The following is a 13,971-nucleotide window of genomic DNA, read 5'->3' on the forward strand; positions in this document are numbered from 1 at the left end:
GTGACCGGTCAGGACAGTTTCGATTTGAGGGGCTGGAGGGTAGCGACTATCTGCTGGAGTTGTTGATGCAAACGAATCACTGCATCAAAAGGTAAGGCGACTCGAACGGTTCTGGTTGCCACCACCTGCTTTGGCATCGTTTCGCCCCTTTGGGCACGTTGCGTCACCGCAGCGATCAGCCCCGGCTCGAGAAATCCGAAATCAATGTAGGCCAGTCCTTGTGCGAGACTCGTCTGGGAATAGTTCGCCAGAATCGGCTGGTCGGCATCTCCGATCGATTTTAGGCGGACGCTCACCGCCACTGACTTGTCACCATTCTGCTTGGGACTGCTTCCAACGGCCATGCGCTCCCTCCTTTATGCAAATGAACGATGCACCGGAATGAATTGCTTCACGTGCGCGAACAAGCGCGATATTATTCGAAGGTCGCAGAGTGGAATATTCCCCGGAGGATGGGCGCTGACAAAACCTTTGGTAGGCCAAGAATATACTTAGATTGATGAGTCACCTTATGGCGAGCCTGCCCTAGCTTCAATACGCAAGCACAGAGGAGTGGTGTAGCTGGATGTATTGACTCAAGACAATACAACTCAAAAATGCAGCCCTATGATCTGAGAAAGATTTGGCCGATGGCGCCCATGAATCCTTCCCTCTCATGCATGGCCAGTGTACACTGCTCAGTGTCTTGAGGTTATGGAGCGCACAATGCAGGTCGCCAATCGTCATGCCAGAATGCGTATCCTGTTTGCCGCCACGGCACTATGCCTGGTCCTATCCGCCTGTGCCGGAGTAAGTCCAAAGGACACGTTGCCGACGGTCGCCTCAGTCGATCTGGCTCGATATGCCGGACCTTGGCACGAAATTGCACGGCTGCCGATGTGGTTTCAGAGACATTGCGTGGACTCGAAGGCCACATACACAGTACGTGCCGATGGTGCCATCGGCGTGCACAATGAATGCGTCACTGATACCGGAGGGCATGACGAAATCGACGGTGTGGCATGGGTTCTTGATCCACAGACGAATGCGCGCCTGACGGTGGTCTTTGATAATTTCTTTGCACGACTTTTTGGCTCCTCGCGTGACGGCAACTACTGGATTCTTGCACTGGATCCAGACTACCGTACCGCAATGGTCGGGACGCCAGACCGCCGGTATCTCTGGATTCTTTCCCGCACTCCTCACCTGGACGAAACCACCTATCAACACTACCTTGAGCAAGCCAGGCAGCTCGGATTTCCTGTTTCAACGCTCATTCGCACCCTCCGGTCTACGACACAATAGGGTGCCTCGCCAGGCTCTTTTTTCTCGGCTGACGCAGTCCATCCTGATCGGCATGATCACCACCGACAGGGCTCGCTCTGACCGATATTGACCAGCCAACGGCCATAAGTGCGGATGATTTTTCTTGTGGCACAGATGGAAGCGGTGGGTTGCGGGAGGCAATCTCAGTTCTGTATAGTGTTGTGAAAGTAAACCTCCTCCAAACTGATAATCCCCAGACCACTAAACTGATTTTCCGCAGACGTTCAGTGCACAGCGTCTCGATGTTTACGATGCTCTGCCCAAACACGCCTTAATCGGCATCATCTATTCCGCTCGGGAACTGTCCGAGCGCCGAAGTCGAATCGCCAAGCGACGGCTTCGGGCGAAGCGTTATTACGAGGCTCTTCAACAAGCCCTATGCCATTACATTCGTTCTATTTTCTTGCCCTGTTTCTGCCGCTTGCTGTCGCCGTCCATTTCCTGCTCACCAAGGCCGGCCACTTCCGTCTGGCGGTCGCGGGACTCGTTAGTCTATCCCTCGCATTTTGCGGCTGGCGAGGCTTGTCCGATGCAGAAATCCTGATGGGTTCGATCTGCATAAATTTTCTCATCGCACTGCTGCTGCGGCGGCAGGCAGGGCAGCCCGGGCCGAAGCAGACGTTCTTTCTCGCCTTGGGAATTACCGTGAATCTTTCCCTACTTGCCTATTGCAAATATTCGGCATTCGTTGTGGAGAACGTCAATGCCCTCCTCCATACCACCTATCCGGTCCTCACGACGTACCTTCCCATCGGCATCTCATTTCTGACCTTTCAACAGATCGCGTATCTGACGGATGTGTATCGCGGGCAGGTCAAGACATTCAACTTCCTGGACTATTGTTTCGTGTGTTCGTTCTTTCCGAAACTTTTGGCCGGGCCGATTGTTCGACATGCAGAAGTGGTCCCTCAAATCGCACAGAGCATGCGCATGCTCTCGCACGAGGCATTGGCGGCAGGCGCAACCCGCTTTACCATTGGGTTATTCAAGAAAGTCGTGCTGGCCGACACATTGGCCGGATACGCCACCCCCCTCTTCGCGGCAGACACGATCGCCAGAGACCCAGGCATGGTCGAAGCCTGGGGCGGCATTCTGGCGTATACGTTCCAGCTGTACTTCGACTTCTCCGGGTACACCGATATGGCCATCGGGATTGCGCAATTGTTCGGGATCTCTTTACCCGAGAACTTCAATTCCCCCTACAAAGCCACGAGCATCACCGATTTTTGGAAGCGATGGCACATGACCCTTTCCCGCTTCCTTCGAGACTATGTATATATTCCGTTAGGCGGAAACCGGCAGGGCCCCACACGTCAGTACTTCAATCTCCTGCTCACAATGATGTTATGCGGACTGTGGCATGGAGCCAGTTGGACGTTCGTGATATGGGGAACGCTTCATGGCGCCTATCTCCTCGTCAATCATGGCTGGCGAAGGTTGGCGCTTCCCTGTCCTCCCACCATCGGGTGGGGCATTACCTTTCTATCCGTCGCCTTCGCTTGGGCCTGGTTCCGGGCCGACAGCGTGTCCGCAGCAATCAGACTCACAACCTCTCTCTCCGGCCTGAACGGACTCTGGGAAAACGGATTTCGGGAAGCGCTTCGATACCTGGAACTGCCTGCCCCGCAGCTCGATGCCTTAGCGCGATTTTTCGACCATGACATGGGATTCGTGATACGGGTTGGGCATTGGACCATTTATCCGGCCAATATGTTGTTCTCAACGCCTCTGTTACAGACATTCTGGCTGGTTGTTTCCGGACTCATCGTGCTAAGGTTTCCAAATGCGTCCGAGTGGATGCACCCCTCCCCGAAGAATTCGGAATCGCTGTTTTCGCTGCGACGGGCATTGGTAGTAGGGGGACTATTGTTCCTGGTGTGGCTAGCGTCGATCACGTCGCAGACCAGCGGATTCATTTATGAAAATTTCTGAGGGCGCATGACACGATCCTTGCCGACGAGATACTTGGGAACGATTGCGCTCATATTTGCGCTTGGGACGATTGCGTATACTGGAGCCTTTTTCTATCAAATGGGGGCGCGCGTCGCAGCCGAATATTGGCTGCATGATGCTCAGGTAGTGAAGCAGGAGCTGCTCGCGCAGCGGCAGCATCAGAACAAGATCATTTTCTCAGCTGGCTCGAGCGCATTTTTTGGAATCGACTCTCAGGAAGTTGAGAAAAAGCTCGGCATTCCCGCGCTCAACCTTGGCCTTCATATCGGTCGGCCTGTTCATCTCCTAGTGGCCGAAATGGTCCCCTACCTCACGCGGGGAGACATCGTGGTGCTCCCTCTGGAATTTGAACATTACCGCGCCGCGACTCCCTACACCGACTGGTTCACCAATCAGGTCATGAGCTGGTCCCCCGACTACTTCTGGCAACTAGACGTCACGGAGAAACTCAAATTTTTGCGATCCGTCCTTCCACAGCGTGTCGCAGTCGGCGTTCTAACCAAGCTTTTAGGGGAACACCTCGACCGTGTTCGGACCAGGGCGCTAAAGGCACCTGAGGAAATCCTGGATCGGGTACGGACGGCCTGGAATAGACGGGATCATCACCCTGACAAAATGTTCTCATTCCTGAACCTGAGCACGCGTGGCGATGCCATCGTGAGCGCGCCGGAGCACCCCCTGCAATATGCCGGCAATCCCTACTTGCTCGATCGTGACTTCGTGGAGCCGGCCTATTTCTGGAACACCCTGCAGAATTTCTTTGTGACTGCGCAGGCTCGCGGCATCCAGGTCTATATCACCTGGCCACCGACCATGAAGGCTAAGCTCGATCTCTCTTCACCGCACATGCAGAAGACGGTCCAGGCCATTGTCAACAAGGTGCGCCAACTGGGCATTCCCATTCTCGGAACCCCATCGGACTTTCAATATCCCGATGACCGCTTCACCGGAAACATTTACCATTTGACGTCTCAAGGAAAAGCGGAGCATACCAATAGGCTGATCGAGCATATGACGAGAGAAGCGGTTCCACTACCGCGTCCAACTCACTAATTAATCTCCGTCATGCTACTGTCACACAGCGGTTTCGTGGACAGACCAAGGCGGATCGAGCCGCCGCAGAGCCGAAGTACCGTGCGCTCCAGCATTGCCTTGTCCATATCAGATGCCATACCAACAGGCACCCTTGGGATCTAATAGGCCCCTCCTCGCGCTCGATAGTTCCGGGGTGCTGCTCGGCCCGCATCACTCAGCGGCGACCTTCTCGCAACAGGGCCTCCAATCGCTGCCGTAGAGCCCCGATCTCCTTCGATTTGAACGAGCTTCGTGTGCGCTCCATGACCTCGACGGCCTCTTCAATCGCAGCCTCATATCGCTCGAGGCGCGGACACTTCATGAACGCACAGATATCCGTAGGCTCCTGAGGGTACGACGTGCGGGAGACCTCCATAGTCCGTCCGATCAACGCCGACAAGTGCGCAATATGGCCCATCGCCTGAGCCATGTATTCCTGCATGCTCCACTCCAGATGTTCGCCATGCCGCGCGCTTTGATGGATCGAGCGGCCTAATTGGTCGAAGATGCTGGCCACTTTGGCTGTTTCGGTGGCGGCTTCCTTCACAGTCCGCGTCATCATCCGGCGTCGCAAGCCTCGCTCCACTGCCCCCTTCAGTTCATCCAGATCAACCGGCTTGATCAGGTAATCCACGATGGCCAGTCGAAACGATTCGATCGCTGTCCCCACCGTCGGATATCCCGTGACCACGACCACCGGTAAATCCGGATGACGTCTGGACACCGTCTCCAACAGCTCTAACTGGGAATTTCCCGGCATACGCACATCGGTAAGCAGGAGGTCGACGCCCTTCTCCAACAAACGCTCGGCTTCCACCGCGTCTCTGGCCGAGCTACACGCGTACCCTGCCTCGGCCAGAAGCGCCGCGGTCGTCTCCCGAAACGCCTCCTCGTCATCAGCAATGAGAATGCGTCGCTGCATAGTCATCATCTTGCTGTCCCTTTCGCATCGGAGGTGAGGCACCACCTCGCTCAATACCATCGCCGGCTGTCAGCGGATGCACAACGGTAACGGTCGAGCCACATTGAACGGTTGTTTGAATGTCGATCCTGCCCCCCATGGCCTCCACCAATCCGCGAGAGACGGATAGGCCGAGCCCCAGCCCCTGCCAACTGGAACCGATCTTCGTCGTGAAAAATGGTTCGAAGACGCGCGGCAGGATATGTGGCGGGATACCGGTACCCTGATCAGTCACCGTCCAGCGAAGCTGGCCGTCCTCCTCAACCACGCGCAACAGGACCTCGCTATCGGGGCTGGAGGCATCGATGGCGTTTTGGACAAGATTGAGCAACACCTGAAGGAGGTCGGACCGGGGTACGTCGACACATTCCCGCACGATCTCCACTGCCGTCCGCAAACGAACACGCTTGGACGCCAACTTGTGGCCAAGCAAGACGGTCAGATCCTGCAGAAGCGCCGCAATATCGGTCGCCTCACGCTTACCCGCCGGTACTCCCTGGTATAAGGTGTACATCTTCTTCACGATGGCGGTCAGTCGATGGATTTCGCGGTCGATGAGCTCCACGAATCGATAATGTCGATGGTCGCGATCGATTCCCTGTTTCACGAGGTGAAAGGCATTGGTGATGCCGGCCAAGGGATTGTTCACTTCATGCGCGATACCGGCCGCTAAATGGCCGAGCGCCGCGAACTTTTCAGTCTGAGAGCGCTGGGACTCCAGCTCCTGAATCCGCGCGGTGCGCTCCTGCACCCGACGCTCTAATTCACTCTGGGCCTCCAACAAGGCCTGCTCGGCTCGCCGGCGCTCTGTGATGTCGTGGAACGACCCCACCACACCATAGGGTCGCTCTCGCCCAGGCTCCGTTAGGGCCTGTGTATTGATGGACACCCATCGTAATTCACCCGTCGGCCGACACAAGCCCATCACGACCTCAGTACAAGGACGACCGGTGCGAAGCGTCACCGACGGAGGCCGCTGGTCGTCTTCAAACGGCCTCCCATCCGGATGAATCGCCTGCCAGCCAGGATCAACCGGTGTTCGCCCCATGAGTTGATCAGCCGTCAGGCCTAGGATACGTTCCGCACTAGGGTTGCAGGCGATAATCCGCCCCTGCACGTCATGCACCAATACGCCTTCAGCAAGCGCCGCCACCACGCCTCGATACCGCTCGGCAGTGTCTCGCAGCGTCACTTCAAGCCGCCGGGACTCACTCACGTCCTCGACGAGATAGGAGTACCGAGACGGTCCCACGGAACCGGCACCGATCCAGCAGACCGTCGCGGATAAGTACAGCTCGCTCCCGGAGCACGGGTCCCGATGCACATAGGTAAACCGAACCGGTTGGCTTGTGCAGGCACTCTCCTCGTAGTGCCGAATCCAGAGCTGGATGACCTCTGCGGGCACTCCCATTTCCGAAGCCCGTCGTCCTTGCATCCGTTCCGGTGTCGTACCGAAAAATGACGCCACTCGCCGATTATCGGAAATGTGCAGGATATCGCCGTCGACGACTTCCACGATTCCCATCATCAACACACCACTGTCGAAAAAACTGCGAAGCGTGCCTTCGCTCTGAGCTAGGGCCTGCTCTGCCTGCTTACGCGTCGTAATGTCCACATGCGACCCCGTCATCCTCCGGGGACGCCCATCCGCATCTCGCTGCAACACCGCAACCGTGTAGACCCATCGATACGCCCCGTCTTTGTGACGCAACCGGTGCTCCAATTCATACGAGGCACTTCGACCGGAGAGATAGTCGTCGACAAGCGCCATGATGCGCGCATGGTCCTCGGGATGCAGACGGGACTCCCACTCGCCGGGCGAATCCGAAATCTCCTCTTCCTCATAGCCTAACGTGGCTTTCCACAGGGAGGAGTAATACATCCGATTGGTTTGTAGATCCCAATCCCAAATGCCCGTCTGGGTCGCGCCGACCACCAGATCCAAACGCTCTTGCGCTTCATGGCGATCCGCCTCAGCCAGCAATCGCGCGGTCATATCCGTCGCCACCCCACCGACAGCAATGATTCGACCGGTCTCGTCGCGGAAGGGAAACTTACGGGCGACATACCAGCGGAGGCTGCCATGGACCAGTGCCGCTTCCTCAAAATTCATCGCTGTCCCGGCCGTCACAACTTCCGCATCATGCTGTCGATACGAGTCCGCAAACTCGGCGGGAAAAAAATCATGATCGGTCTTCCCGATCACCGCATCAGCCGGCAGCCCGAGCAAGCCCGCAAACTGATCGCTGACCTCTAAGAACCGACCGTCGAGATCTTTGACGAAGATAATGGTGTGGCTATTGGTGAGCAACGACTGTAACCGCGAAGACAAGGCATAGGCCCGGCTTCTGGACGTGGCCTGCCACTGGGCCACGATCCAGGCCGCCAGCCAGACGGCGCCAACGGAGATGCCGCAACTGAAGAATTGGGTCCATGCCACTCCGCCGATCGAGGACCAATCAGCGCCCAGCCCGGCGAATCCGGTTGCCGCGATCGCCACAACCCATGGAGCTCCGGAGGAAGGAATCATGCCGGCAGCCAGCACGGCCAGCACGTATCCCGCGCCGCCCACAGGTGTGAGGGGAGTCAAGACATCGAGCGCGGCCGTGCCGAGAAGGCTTACCGCACTGAGGGCATGCCACGACCATGCTGTCCAGCCACCATGAAAAGGGGTCGATCGGTACCGCCGCCAGCGAGAGCCGAGACTGGTCACACAGACACTCCGTACGTCGTTGTCTCACAAGGACGTCGGATCATGAGGCGGGGCGCACACTGCTTCGTAGTCGAGACCCGATAGCGGACTCAGCCTACCGGCAAACCGTTGACGGGTCCTCTCCCACGACAGGCACCATCCTCCATGAAGCCGTCATATCACGTATATTTGGTGCAGACTGCCATATCGGAGAGACGGCCGTCCTCCGAAACAGTCTGCCAACAAGCAACCTGGAGAAGTGTGGTGTCCCCAACGGGATTTGAACCCGTGTTACTGCCTTGAAAGGGCAATGTCCTAGGCCAGGCTAGACGATGGGGACGAAGAGAGACCTGTATTGGCGGGTTGATTCATATCATACTTGCTTGAGAGGTGTCACTAGCCCCTTGCAAGTTCTCTTTTGTGGGCGTTCATGAAAGAGTGGAGACGGACAACGTTTGCCGCCAATTGACGCCCTGCCCTCAGCCGAAGTACTCTGCCCCTATGGATCACTCCCAACAGAACCAGGTTATTCAGCCGTTCACTTCGGCCTCGCCTCAACAGGACACCTTCCGGGACCGTCGCAGCCTTCTCACCTCGGATGATCTCTATCTCTTCAACGAAGGCACCCATTTTCACCTGTACGACAAACTCGGGGCGCACCCCGCAACCTTCGACGGCGTAGAGGGAACGTATTTCGCCGTGTGGGCCCCGGAAGCCGAGCAGGTGTCGGTGTTTGGAACGTTCAACCATTGGGACCCGACCCGCCATCCACTCCACCCCTGCCAATCATCCGGCATTTGGGAAGGGTTCGTCCCTGGAGTGGGCCGCGGCACCTTATACAAATTTCATATTCGCTCGCGAAACCACGGGGCAGTACTCATCAAAACCGACCCATTTGCCCGCCTGAATGAAGTTCCGCCGAAATCCGCCTCCGTGGTCTGGGACCTGGGTTACACGTGGCATGATCAGGACTGGATGCAATCCCGCGTCCGGCACAATGCACTCGATGCCCCCATCAGCATTTACGAAGTCCATCTCGGCTCCTGGATGCGCGTCCCCGGTGACGGCAATCGCTCCCTCAGCTATCGTGAAGCTGCCCCGAAGTTGATCGAGTATGTACAACAATTGGGGTTCACCCATGTGGAATTCCTGCCGCTCATGGATCATCCCTTCTTCGGATCCTGGGGCTACCAAACCACGGGCTATTTTGCCCCCTCCGCCAACTATGGCACGCCGCAGGATTTGATGTACTTGATCGACCAATTACATCAACGCAATATCGGCGTCATTCTGGACTGGGTACCGTCGCACTTTCCGACGGACGAGCACGGCCTCAGCCGGTTCGACGGGAGTTATCTCTTCGAACATGCTGACCCACGCCAGGGACTCCATCCCGATTGGGGCACTGCCGTGTTCAACTATAGCCGCAATGAAGTGCGCAGCTTCCTCATCAGCAGCGCCCTCTTCTGGCTGGAGCAGTATCACGCGGACGGACTCCGGGTGGATGCCGTTGCCTCGATGCTGTATCTGGACTACTCGCGCAAAGAAGGCGAATGGATCCCCAACCGCCAGGGCGGGCGGGAAAATTTGGAGGCGATTAGCTTTCTTCGTCAACTCAATGAGGAAGTCTATCGCCGGCACCCGGACGTGCAGACCTATGCGGAAGAGTCCACCTCCTGGCCGTCAGTTTCGCGGCCGACATATGCTGGCGGACTGGGGTTCGGCATGAAGTGGGATATGGGCTGGATGCACGATACCCTTGAATACATGGCACTCGATCCCGTCTATCGCAAGCACCATCACCGGAATCTGACCTTCCGCATGCTCTACGCCTTTCAAGAGAACTTTTTGCTTCCTCTCTCCCATGACGAAGTCGTGCACGGGAAAGGCTCCCTCCTGGGAAAGATGCCCGGGGACGACTGGCAGAAATTCGCGAACCTCCGTGTGCTCTTTGGCTACATGTACGCGCAGGCGGCCAAGAAACTGCTCTTCATGGGAGGCGAGATCGGCCAGTGGCGGGAGTGGGCCCATGACGACAGCATTGACTGGAACCTGCTCCAATATCCGCCTCATCAAGGCGTGCAACGGTGGGTTGCCGACCTGAATCGCCTCTACCGTACCGAGCCGGCCCTGCATGAGTGTGACTTCGACCCTCGCGGGTTTGAATGGATCGACTGTCAGGATGCGGATACCGGCGCCATCAGCCTCCTGCGCCATGACCGATCGTCTCTGCACAGCATTGCCATCGTCTGCAATTTCACGCCTGTGCCGCGCCAGCAGTATCGCGTCGGCGTCCCGAAGGGTGGGTACTGGAAAGAGTTGTTAAACAGTGATGCCTCGGCGTACGGCGGAAGTGGAATGGGAAATCTCGGCGGTCTGTCGACTGAACCGGTTCCCGCCCACGGCCATACCCATTCCTTAGTTATGACGTTGCCGCCGCTGGCCGTGCTCTTCTTTAAACCCGCCGCCTAGCATGACGCTTCGACTCGCCTTTCCGCTTCCGCTCAGGTAGGATCACGGTACCGATCTCCCACAGGAATCTTGGGACCAATCAGGAGGCAGCAATGGCGATTTGCATCCGCATACCTGTGATCTATCGGAGCGTGGGACTGTTCATTCTGTGCCTCATGCTCACGCATTGCTCCCATGACATCCATGAGAAACGCGCCGACACCGTCAAGGACCATGTCGAAGCCTTCTACGATCACTTGACGCACGATCGCGTGGCCGCCGCGGTCCGGGAAAACGAAGCCATTGAACAGCTCTCCGCGCAATTGGGGGAGATCATCACGAAGCGAGTCAACCGCCCCGGGACCAATCAGGTCGATCGCGAATGGACGGACCTCCGCACCGCCAACGAAACGGCCGCCCAAAATTGGCTGGCGCTGGGGCAATATCTCTCGATCAAAAAGCAGTACGCTCAATCTCGCGCCACGTACCAACGCGTCATCGATACGTATACCGGCGCGACCGAACGAACCTATCGCGAACAAGCTGCACGGGCCATTCGCGATCTTGATCTGCTCAGCCCAACCCCGGCTGCACGCGAACGATGACAAACGGCACGCTCGCACAATGCTGACATCAAAACATCGCCTGACCGTTCTGTTGCTCACCGCCTGCCTCATCGGAACCGGATGCGTCCACAAAATTCAGTTGTCGATTCCCGCGAATGGCACCAGTACCGCACCCATTCCAGCGAGCGCACAACTTGAGGTACCGTTTCTGGCCATAGAAGGTGCGGATCATATGCCGGGAATTCCCCTACTCGAATGGCCGGCGAAAGAGCTTCGACACACCATCACTCACTACTTCACTCAGCGCCAGACGTTCACGAGCATCGGATCTGAACCTGGTGATCTGCGCCTCGTCGTCAAGGCTTGGCTGACCCTACGTGCTCCGGACCGCTATCTCTACCGTGTGCACTTAGAATCCGACGTCTCATTCCCTGGGCAAGCACCGATCAAAACCTACGCTGCGGAAGGAGAGGCCCTGGGGTCGTCAGTGCGATGGGGCACCGCCTCCGACCAAGACCCTATCGCAGAGGCTACCAGTCAAGCCTTACAGCAACTGGCGACCCAGATTGAGGCAGATCGGGACCTGATTATGAAGGGTACCCGCCGGTAACGCACCACAAGTCCTCTCACAATCAGAATACGCTCACCTCGCTGCATGCCCACAGGGCGCTCAGAACTCCTAACACAGCATCATCCGAAACTCCGGCGCTACAGGCGAGAGCGAGTACGGGTTGATGTCCGAATGTGTGCAATCGCCGTATACGTTCGGATACGAGCCCGTATCAATTCCGATACAGATTCTGGCATCCGATTGTTGAGCGCCCGGCTTTTCTCACCGCACATTTTGCGTCCTCATGGCTCACGACCTGGTTATTCTCATCTCAAATATTTTTCCGCACACCGTCACAATCTTGGCATCGTGTTTGCTCATCACTCGGTCCGCAATCTACGGGCTCCACCTTGCCTTCCCCTGAACCGAGACGAGCCGTTCGTAGGAAGGCCTCATCGCCGCCGGAGAGAGTGTGTCGGTGTGTCTAAGCGTATAGTTCTGTGTTTCGATGGCGAATGGGACCGTCCTCCAGACCCTGGCGTCTGGCCTTCTGCAGTACGTGCTGCCAAGACACCTCGCCGTTCCTGCCCCGAATGCCCCTCGCATCGGGAGACGAACGTGTACCACCTCTACCGATCGATTCTTCCGCGGACAGAGAAGGGGCTCGAGCAACAGAGGTGGTATGAGTCCGGCACCGGCATGGCGTGGTTTCATCGATTCCGAGACGGATCGTTCGGCTATGGGCTCGACAGAACCATCCTCCTGAGCTATGCCTATCTGGCCGCAACCTACGAACCGGGCGATGAGCTCTTCCTCTACGGATTCAGTCGAGGGGCTTATACCACAAGGTCCCTTGTGGGCATGCTCGCAACCGTAGGCCTTCCTTCGGGTACCCTTCTGAACCAAGACTTGGTCAAGTTCACTCGTAAAACCGCGAACCTGGCCGCAGGCAACACTACGGAGACGCCTGATTTGACTGACTGCCTTGATCAAATGATTCTCAATCCCTCAGGCTATGTCATTGACGATGCATATCGACGCTATCGCAGCGCGCACCCCAGCACCGAGAGTTCCAGGGCCGCCGCGTCGAGACGCCGCGGATTCCAAGGTGTTTCCATCACATTTCTCGGACTTTGGGACACCGTGGGCCCGCTGGGAATCCCCACAAATGCACTCAAATGGCTGAATGAGCCTCGTTACAACTTTCACGATACCGAGCTAAGCCCCATCGTGCAGCGGGCCTACCACGCGCTCGCCATTGATGAACACCGGGCAGACTACAACGCGACCCTATGGACCTCTCCTGCAAGAACAGGCCAACTCATTGAGCAGCGATGGTTCGCCGGAGCACATGGAGATCTCGGGGGAACCTATCCTGAGCGTGGATTAGCGGATATACCCCTGGCGTGGATGCTACACATTTCAAGGATGAACGGCCTGGCAATTGATAGACACGCGCTGCAAGGGGAAATAGATGCGCTCAGTCCGGTTCACGATTCGTTCGGTGAGTCTTTTGTTGGGCTCCGAAAGTGGATTCACTCACGATTCTATCGACCAGTCATGCAAACCGGCACGAATACCGAAGTTCTAGACGGATCCGTCCACACACGCTTGCTCCAAACCCACTCGTACAGACCGAAAAACGAAGGCCTGAGCAGCCTGCTCACATTTCGCTAACTGGATTTCCGGAAAGGAATGAGTTGTCGCGGTACGCCCGTCAGTCCTCCTGCACCGCGCAACTTCGCATTTACACCATCCCAGGATTGTGAGCTCCACGGCTGAAACCGCACCTCGGCACTCGACACGCAAACACTCCCGACCTTACCCACCTCTTCCCGACTACCAGACCCACGAGCAGCGTGCCCGTACTCTCAGATCCGTCATGAAACCTTGAGCCGACTCGTCGCGATCTCTCCTTCCAGTGGCTTTCTCAACCGCTGTCCCCTCGCTAGACCTACCTCCTTCGCAGACTATCCGACGAGTCAGAAGCGCGATACCTTCGGCCACGATATGCGTGCGAGCACTCAGTTAGGTGGGGAGGGGGAAGGTGAGACGACCGCAGACGGTGAAATTCGTTGTCCATTGCACACTCTCTGATGTGGCTACCGGCTTCGCGGACCTGGCGCAGATTTATTATCTGGAACGCAGCGCCTTGCAGCGCACAACCTTCCACAGACTCATCGACGGCGACTATCTCGCCCTTCAGCTGCATCAACACAATGATCGCCGTCCCCTTTCGGTTCGTCTAGCGAGAGTACTGTGGGTACAAGGAGCGCGATTCGCCGTGGAACCGCTCATCATGGACGCTGATGAATACGTTCTGCTCAGTCAACTCCTCGAAACTACTCCCCTCCTGGAGCTGCACGTTCAGGATGCGCGATCAGAACTCATCATTCGCGCGGCAGAATGACTGATGCTC

11 protein-coding genes and 1 tRNA gene are annotated in these 13,971 nt (G+C 57.0%); 8 read left to right on the forward strand and 4 right to left on the reverse strand.

Annotated features, from left to right (window positions below; genetic code table 11):
• Positions 1 to 8: 8 nt before the first annotated feature.
• Positions 9 to 344, reverse strand: a complete 336-nt coding sequence (locus tag KJA79_RS12430) for a hypothetical protein (protein ID WP_213042369.1) — start codon at positions 342 to 344, stop codon at positions 9 to 11.
• Between the two features lie 361 nt (positions 345 to 705).
• Between KJA79_RS12430 and KJA79_RS12435 the strand changes: the two genes are divergently transcribed.
• The 3 genes from KJA79_RS12435 to KJA79_RS12445 all read left to right on the forward strand — a co-directional run bounded on the left by KJA79_RS12435 (position 706) and on the right by KJA79_RS12445 (position 4,311).
• Positions 706 to 1,284, forward strand: coding sequence for a lipocalin family protein (locus KJA79_RS12435; RefSeq protein ID WP_213042370.1), 579 nt, complete (start codon positions 706 to 708; stop codon positions 1,282 to 1,284).
• Positions 1,285 to 1,683: 399 nt separating this feature from the next.
• Positions 1,684 to 3,237 (forward strand): MBOAT family O-acyltransferase, encoded by a 1,554-nt coding sequence (locus KJA79_RS12440; protein ID WP_213042371.1) that lies wholly within the window; start codon positions 1,684 to 1,686, stop codon positions 3,235 to 3,237.
• 6 nt (positions 3,238 to 3,243) lie between these two features.
• A complete protein-coding gene (locus KJA79_RS12445; RefSeq protein ID WP_213042372.1) occupies positions 3,244 to 4,311 on the forward strand; it encodes a hypothetical protein in 1,068 nt (355 codons plus the stop codon).
• 196 nt (positions 4,312 to 4,507) lie between these two features.
• Here the strand turns inward: KJA79_RS12445 and KJA79_RS12450 are convergent, their stop codons facing one another.
• The 3 genes from KJA79_RS12450 to KJA79_RS12460 form a co-directional block, all read right to left on the reverse strand.
• Complete coding sequence (locus KJA79_RS12450) at positions 4,508 to 5,263, reverse strand: response regulator (RefSeq protein WP_213042374.1); 756 nt, start codon at positions 5,261 to 5,263, stop codon at positions 4,508 to 4,510.
• Positions 5,229 to 8,006 carry a PAS domain S-box protein gene (locus KJA79_RS12455; protein WP_213042376.1) on the reverse strand — a complete coding sequence of 926 codons (2,778 nt, stop codon included), beginning with the start codon at positions 8,004 to 8,006 and terminating at the stop codon, positions 5,229 to 5,231. The genes KJA79_RS12450 and KJA79_RS12455 overlap by 35 nt, the downstream gene beginning before the upstream one ends.
• A gap of 241 nt (positions 8,007 to 8,247) precedes the next feature.
• Positions 8,248 to 8,325: transfer RNA gene (locus tag KJA79_RS12460), tRNA-Glu, on the reverse strand.
• A 161-nt stretch (positions 8,326 to 8,486) separates the two neighbouring features.
• Between KJA79_RS12460 and glgB the strand changes: the two genes are divergently transcribed.
• The 5 genes from glgB to KJA79_RS12485 all read left to right on the forward strand — a co-directional run bounded on the left by glgB (position 8,487) and on the right by KJA79_RS12485 (position 13,962).
• Positions 8,487 to 10,457, forward strand: coding sequence for a 1,4-alpha-glucan branching protein GlgB (gene glgB / locus KJA79_RS12465; RefSeq protein WP_246507621.1), 1,971 nt, complete (start codon positions 8,487 to 8,489; stop codon positions 10,455 to 10,457).
• 92 nt (positions 10,458 to 10,549) lie between these two features.
• Entirely contained in the window at positions 10,550 to 11,041 is a 492-nt protein-coding gene (locus KJA79_RS12470; protein WP_213042378.1) for a hypothetical protein, read from the forward strand.
• Between the two features lie 19 nt (positions 11,042 to 11,060).
• Complete coding sequence (locus tag KJA79_RS12475; RefSeq protein ID WP_213042379.1) at positions 11,061 to 11,612, forward strand: hypothetical protein; 552 nt, start codon at positions 11,061 to 11,063, stop codon at positions 11,610 to 11,612.
• A gap of 132 nt (positions 11,613 to 11,744) precedes the next feature.
• The gene (locus tag KJA79_RS12480; protein WP_246507623.1) at positions 11,745 to 13,229 is read left to right on the forward strand and encodes a DUF2235 domain-containing protein; all 1,485 of its coding nucleotides are present in this window, start codon (positions 11,745 to 11,747) and stop codon (positions 13,227 to 13,229) included.
• Positions 13,230 to 13,650: 421 nt separating this feature from the next.
• Entirely contained in the window at positions 13,651 to 13,962 is a 312-nt protein-coding gene (locus KJA79_RS12485) for a hypothetical protein (protein ID WP_213042381.1), read from the forward strand.
• Positions 13,963 to 13,971 lie beyond the last annotated feature (9 nt).

Source organism: Nitrospira defluvii, assembly GCF_905220995.1.
GTDB lineage: Bacteria > Nitrospirota > Nitrospiria > Nitrospirales > Nitrospiraceae > Nitrospira_A > Nitrospira_A defluvii_C.

Coding starts and splice junctions, on each gene's coding strand:
- KJA79_RS12430 (WP_213042369.1), bottom strand. CDS start 344: ATGGCCGTTGGAAGCAGTCCCAAGCAGAATGGTGACAAGTCAGTGGCG.
- KJA79_RS12435 (WP_213042370.1), top strand. CDS start 706: ATGCAGGTCGCCAATCGTCATGCCAGAATGCGTATCCTGTTTGCCGCC.
- KJA79_RS12440 (WP_213042371.1), top strand. CDS start 1,684: ATGCCATTACATTCGTTCTATTTTCTTGCCCTGTTTCTGCCGCTTGCT.
- KJA79_RS12445 (WP_213042372.1), top strand. CDS start 3,244: ATGACACGATCCTTGCCGACGAGATACTTGGGAACGATTGCGCTCATA.
- KJA79_RS12450 (WP_213042374.1), bottom strand. CDS start 5,263: ATGATGACTATGCAGCGACGCATTCTCATTGCTGATGACGAGGAGGCG.
- glgB (WP_246507621.1), top strand. CDS start 8,487: ATGGATCACTCCCAACAGAACCAGGTTATTCAGCCGTTCACTTCGGCC.
- KJA79_RS12470 (WP_213042378.1), top strand. CDS start 10,550: ATGGCGATTTGCATCCGCATACCTGTGATCTATCGGAGCGTGGGACTG.
- KJA79_RS12475 (WP_213042379.1), top strand. CDS start 11,061: ATGCTGACATCAAAACATCGCCTGACCGTTCTGTTGCTCACCGCCTGC.
- KJA79_RS12480 (WP_246507623.1), top strand. CDS start 11,745: ATGTGTGCAATCGCCGTATACGTTCGGATACGAGCCCGTATCAATTCC.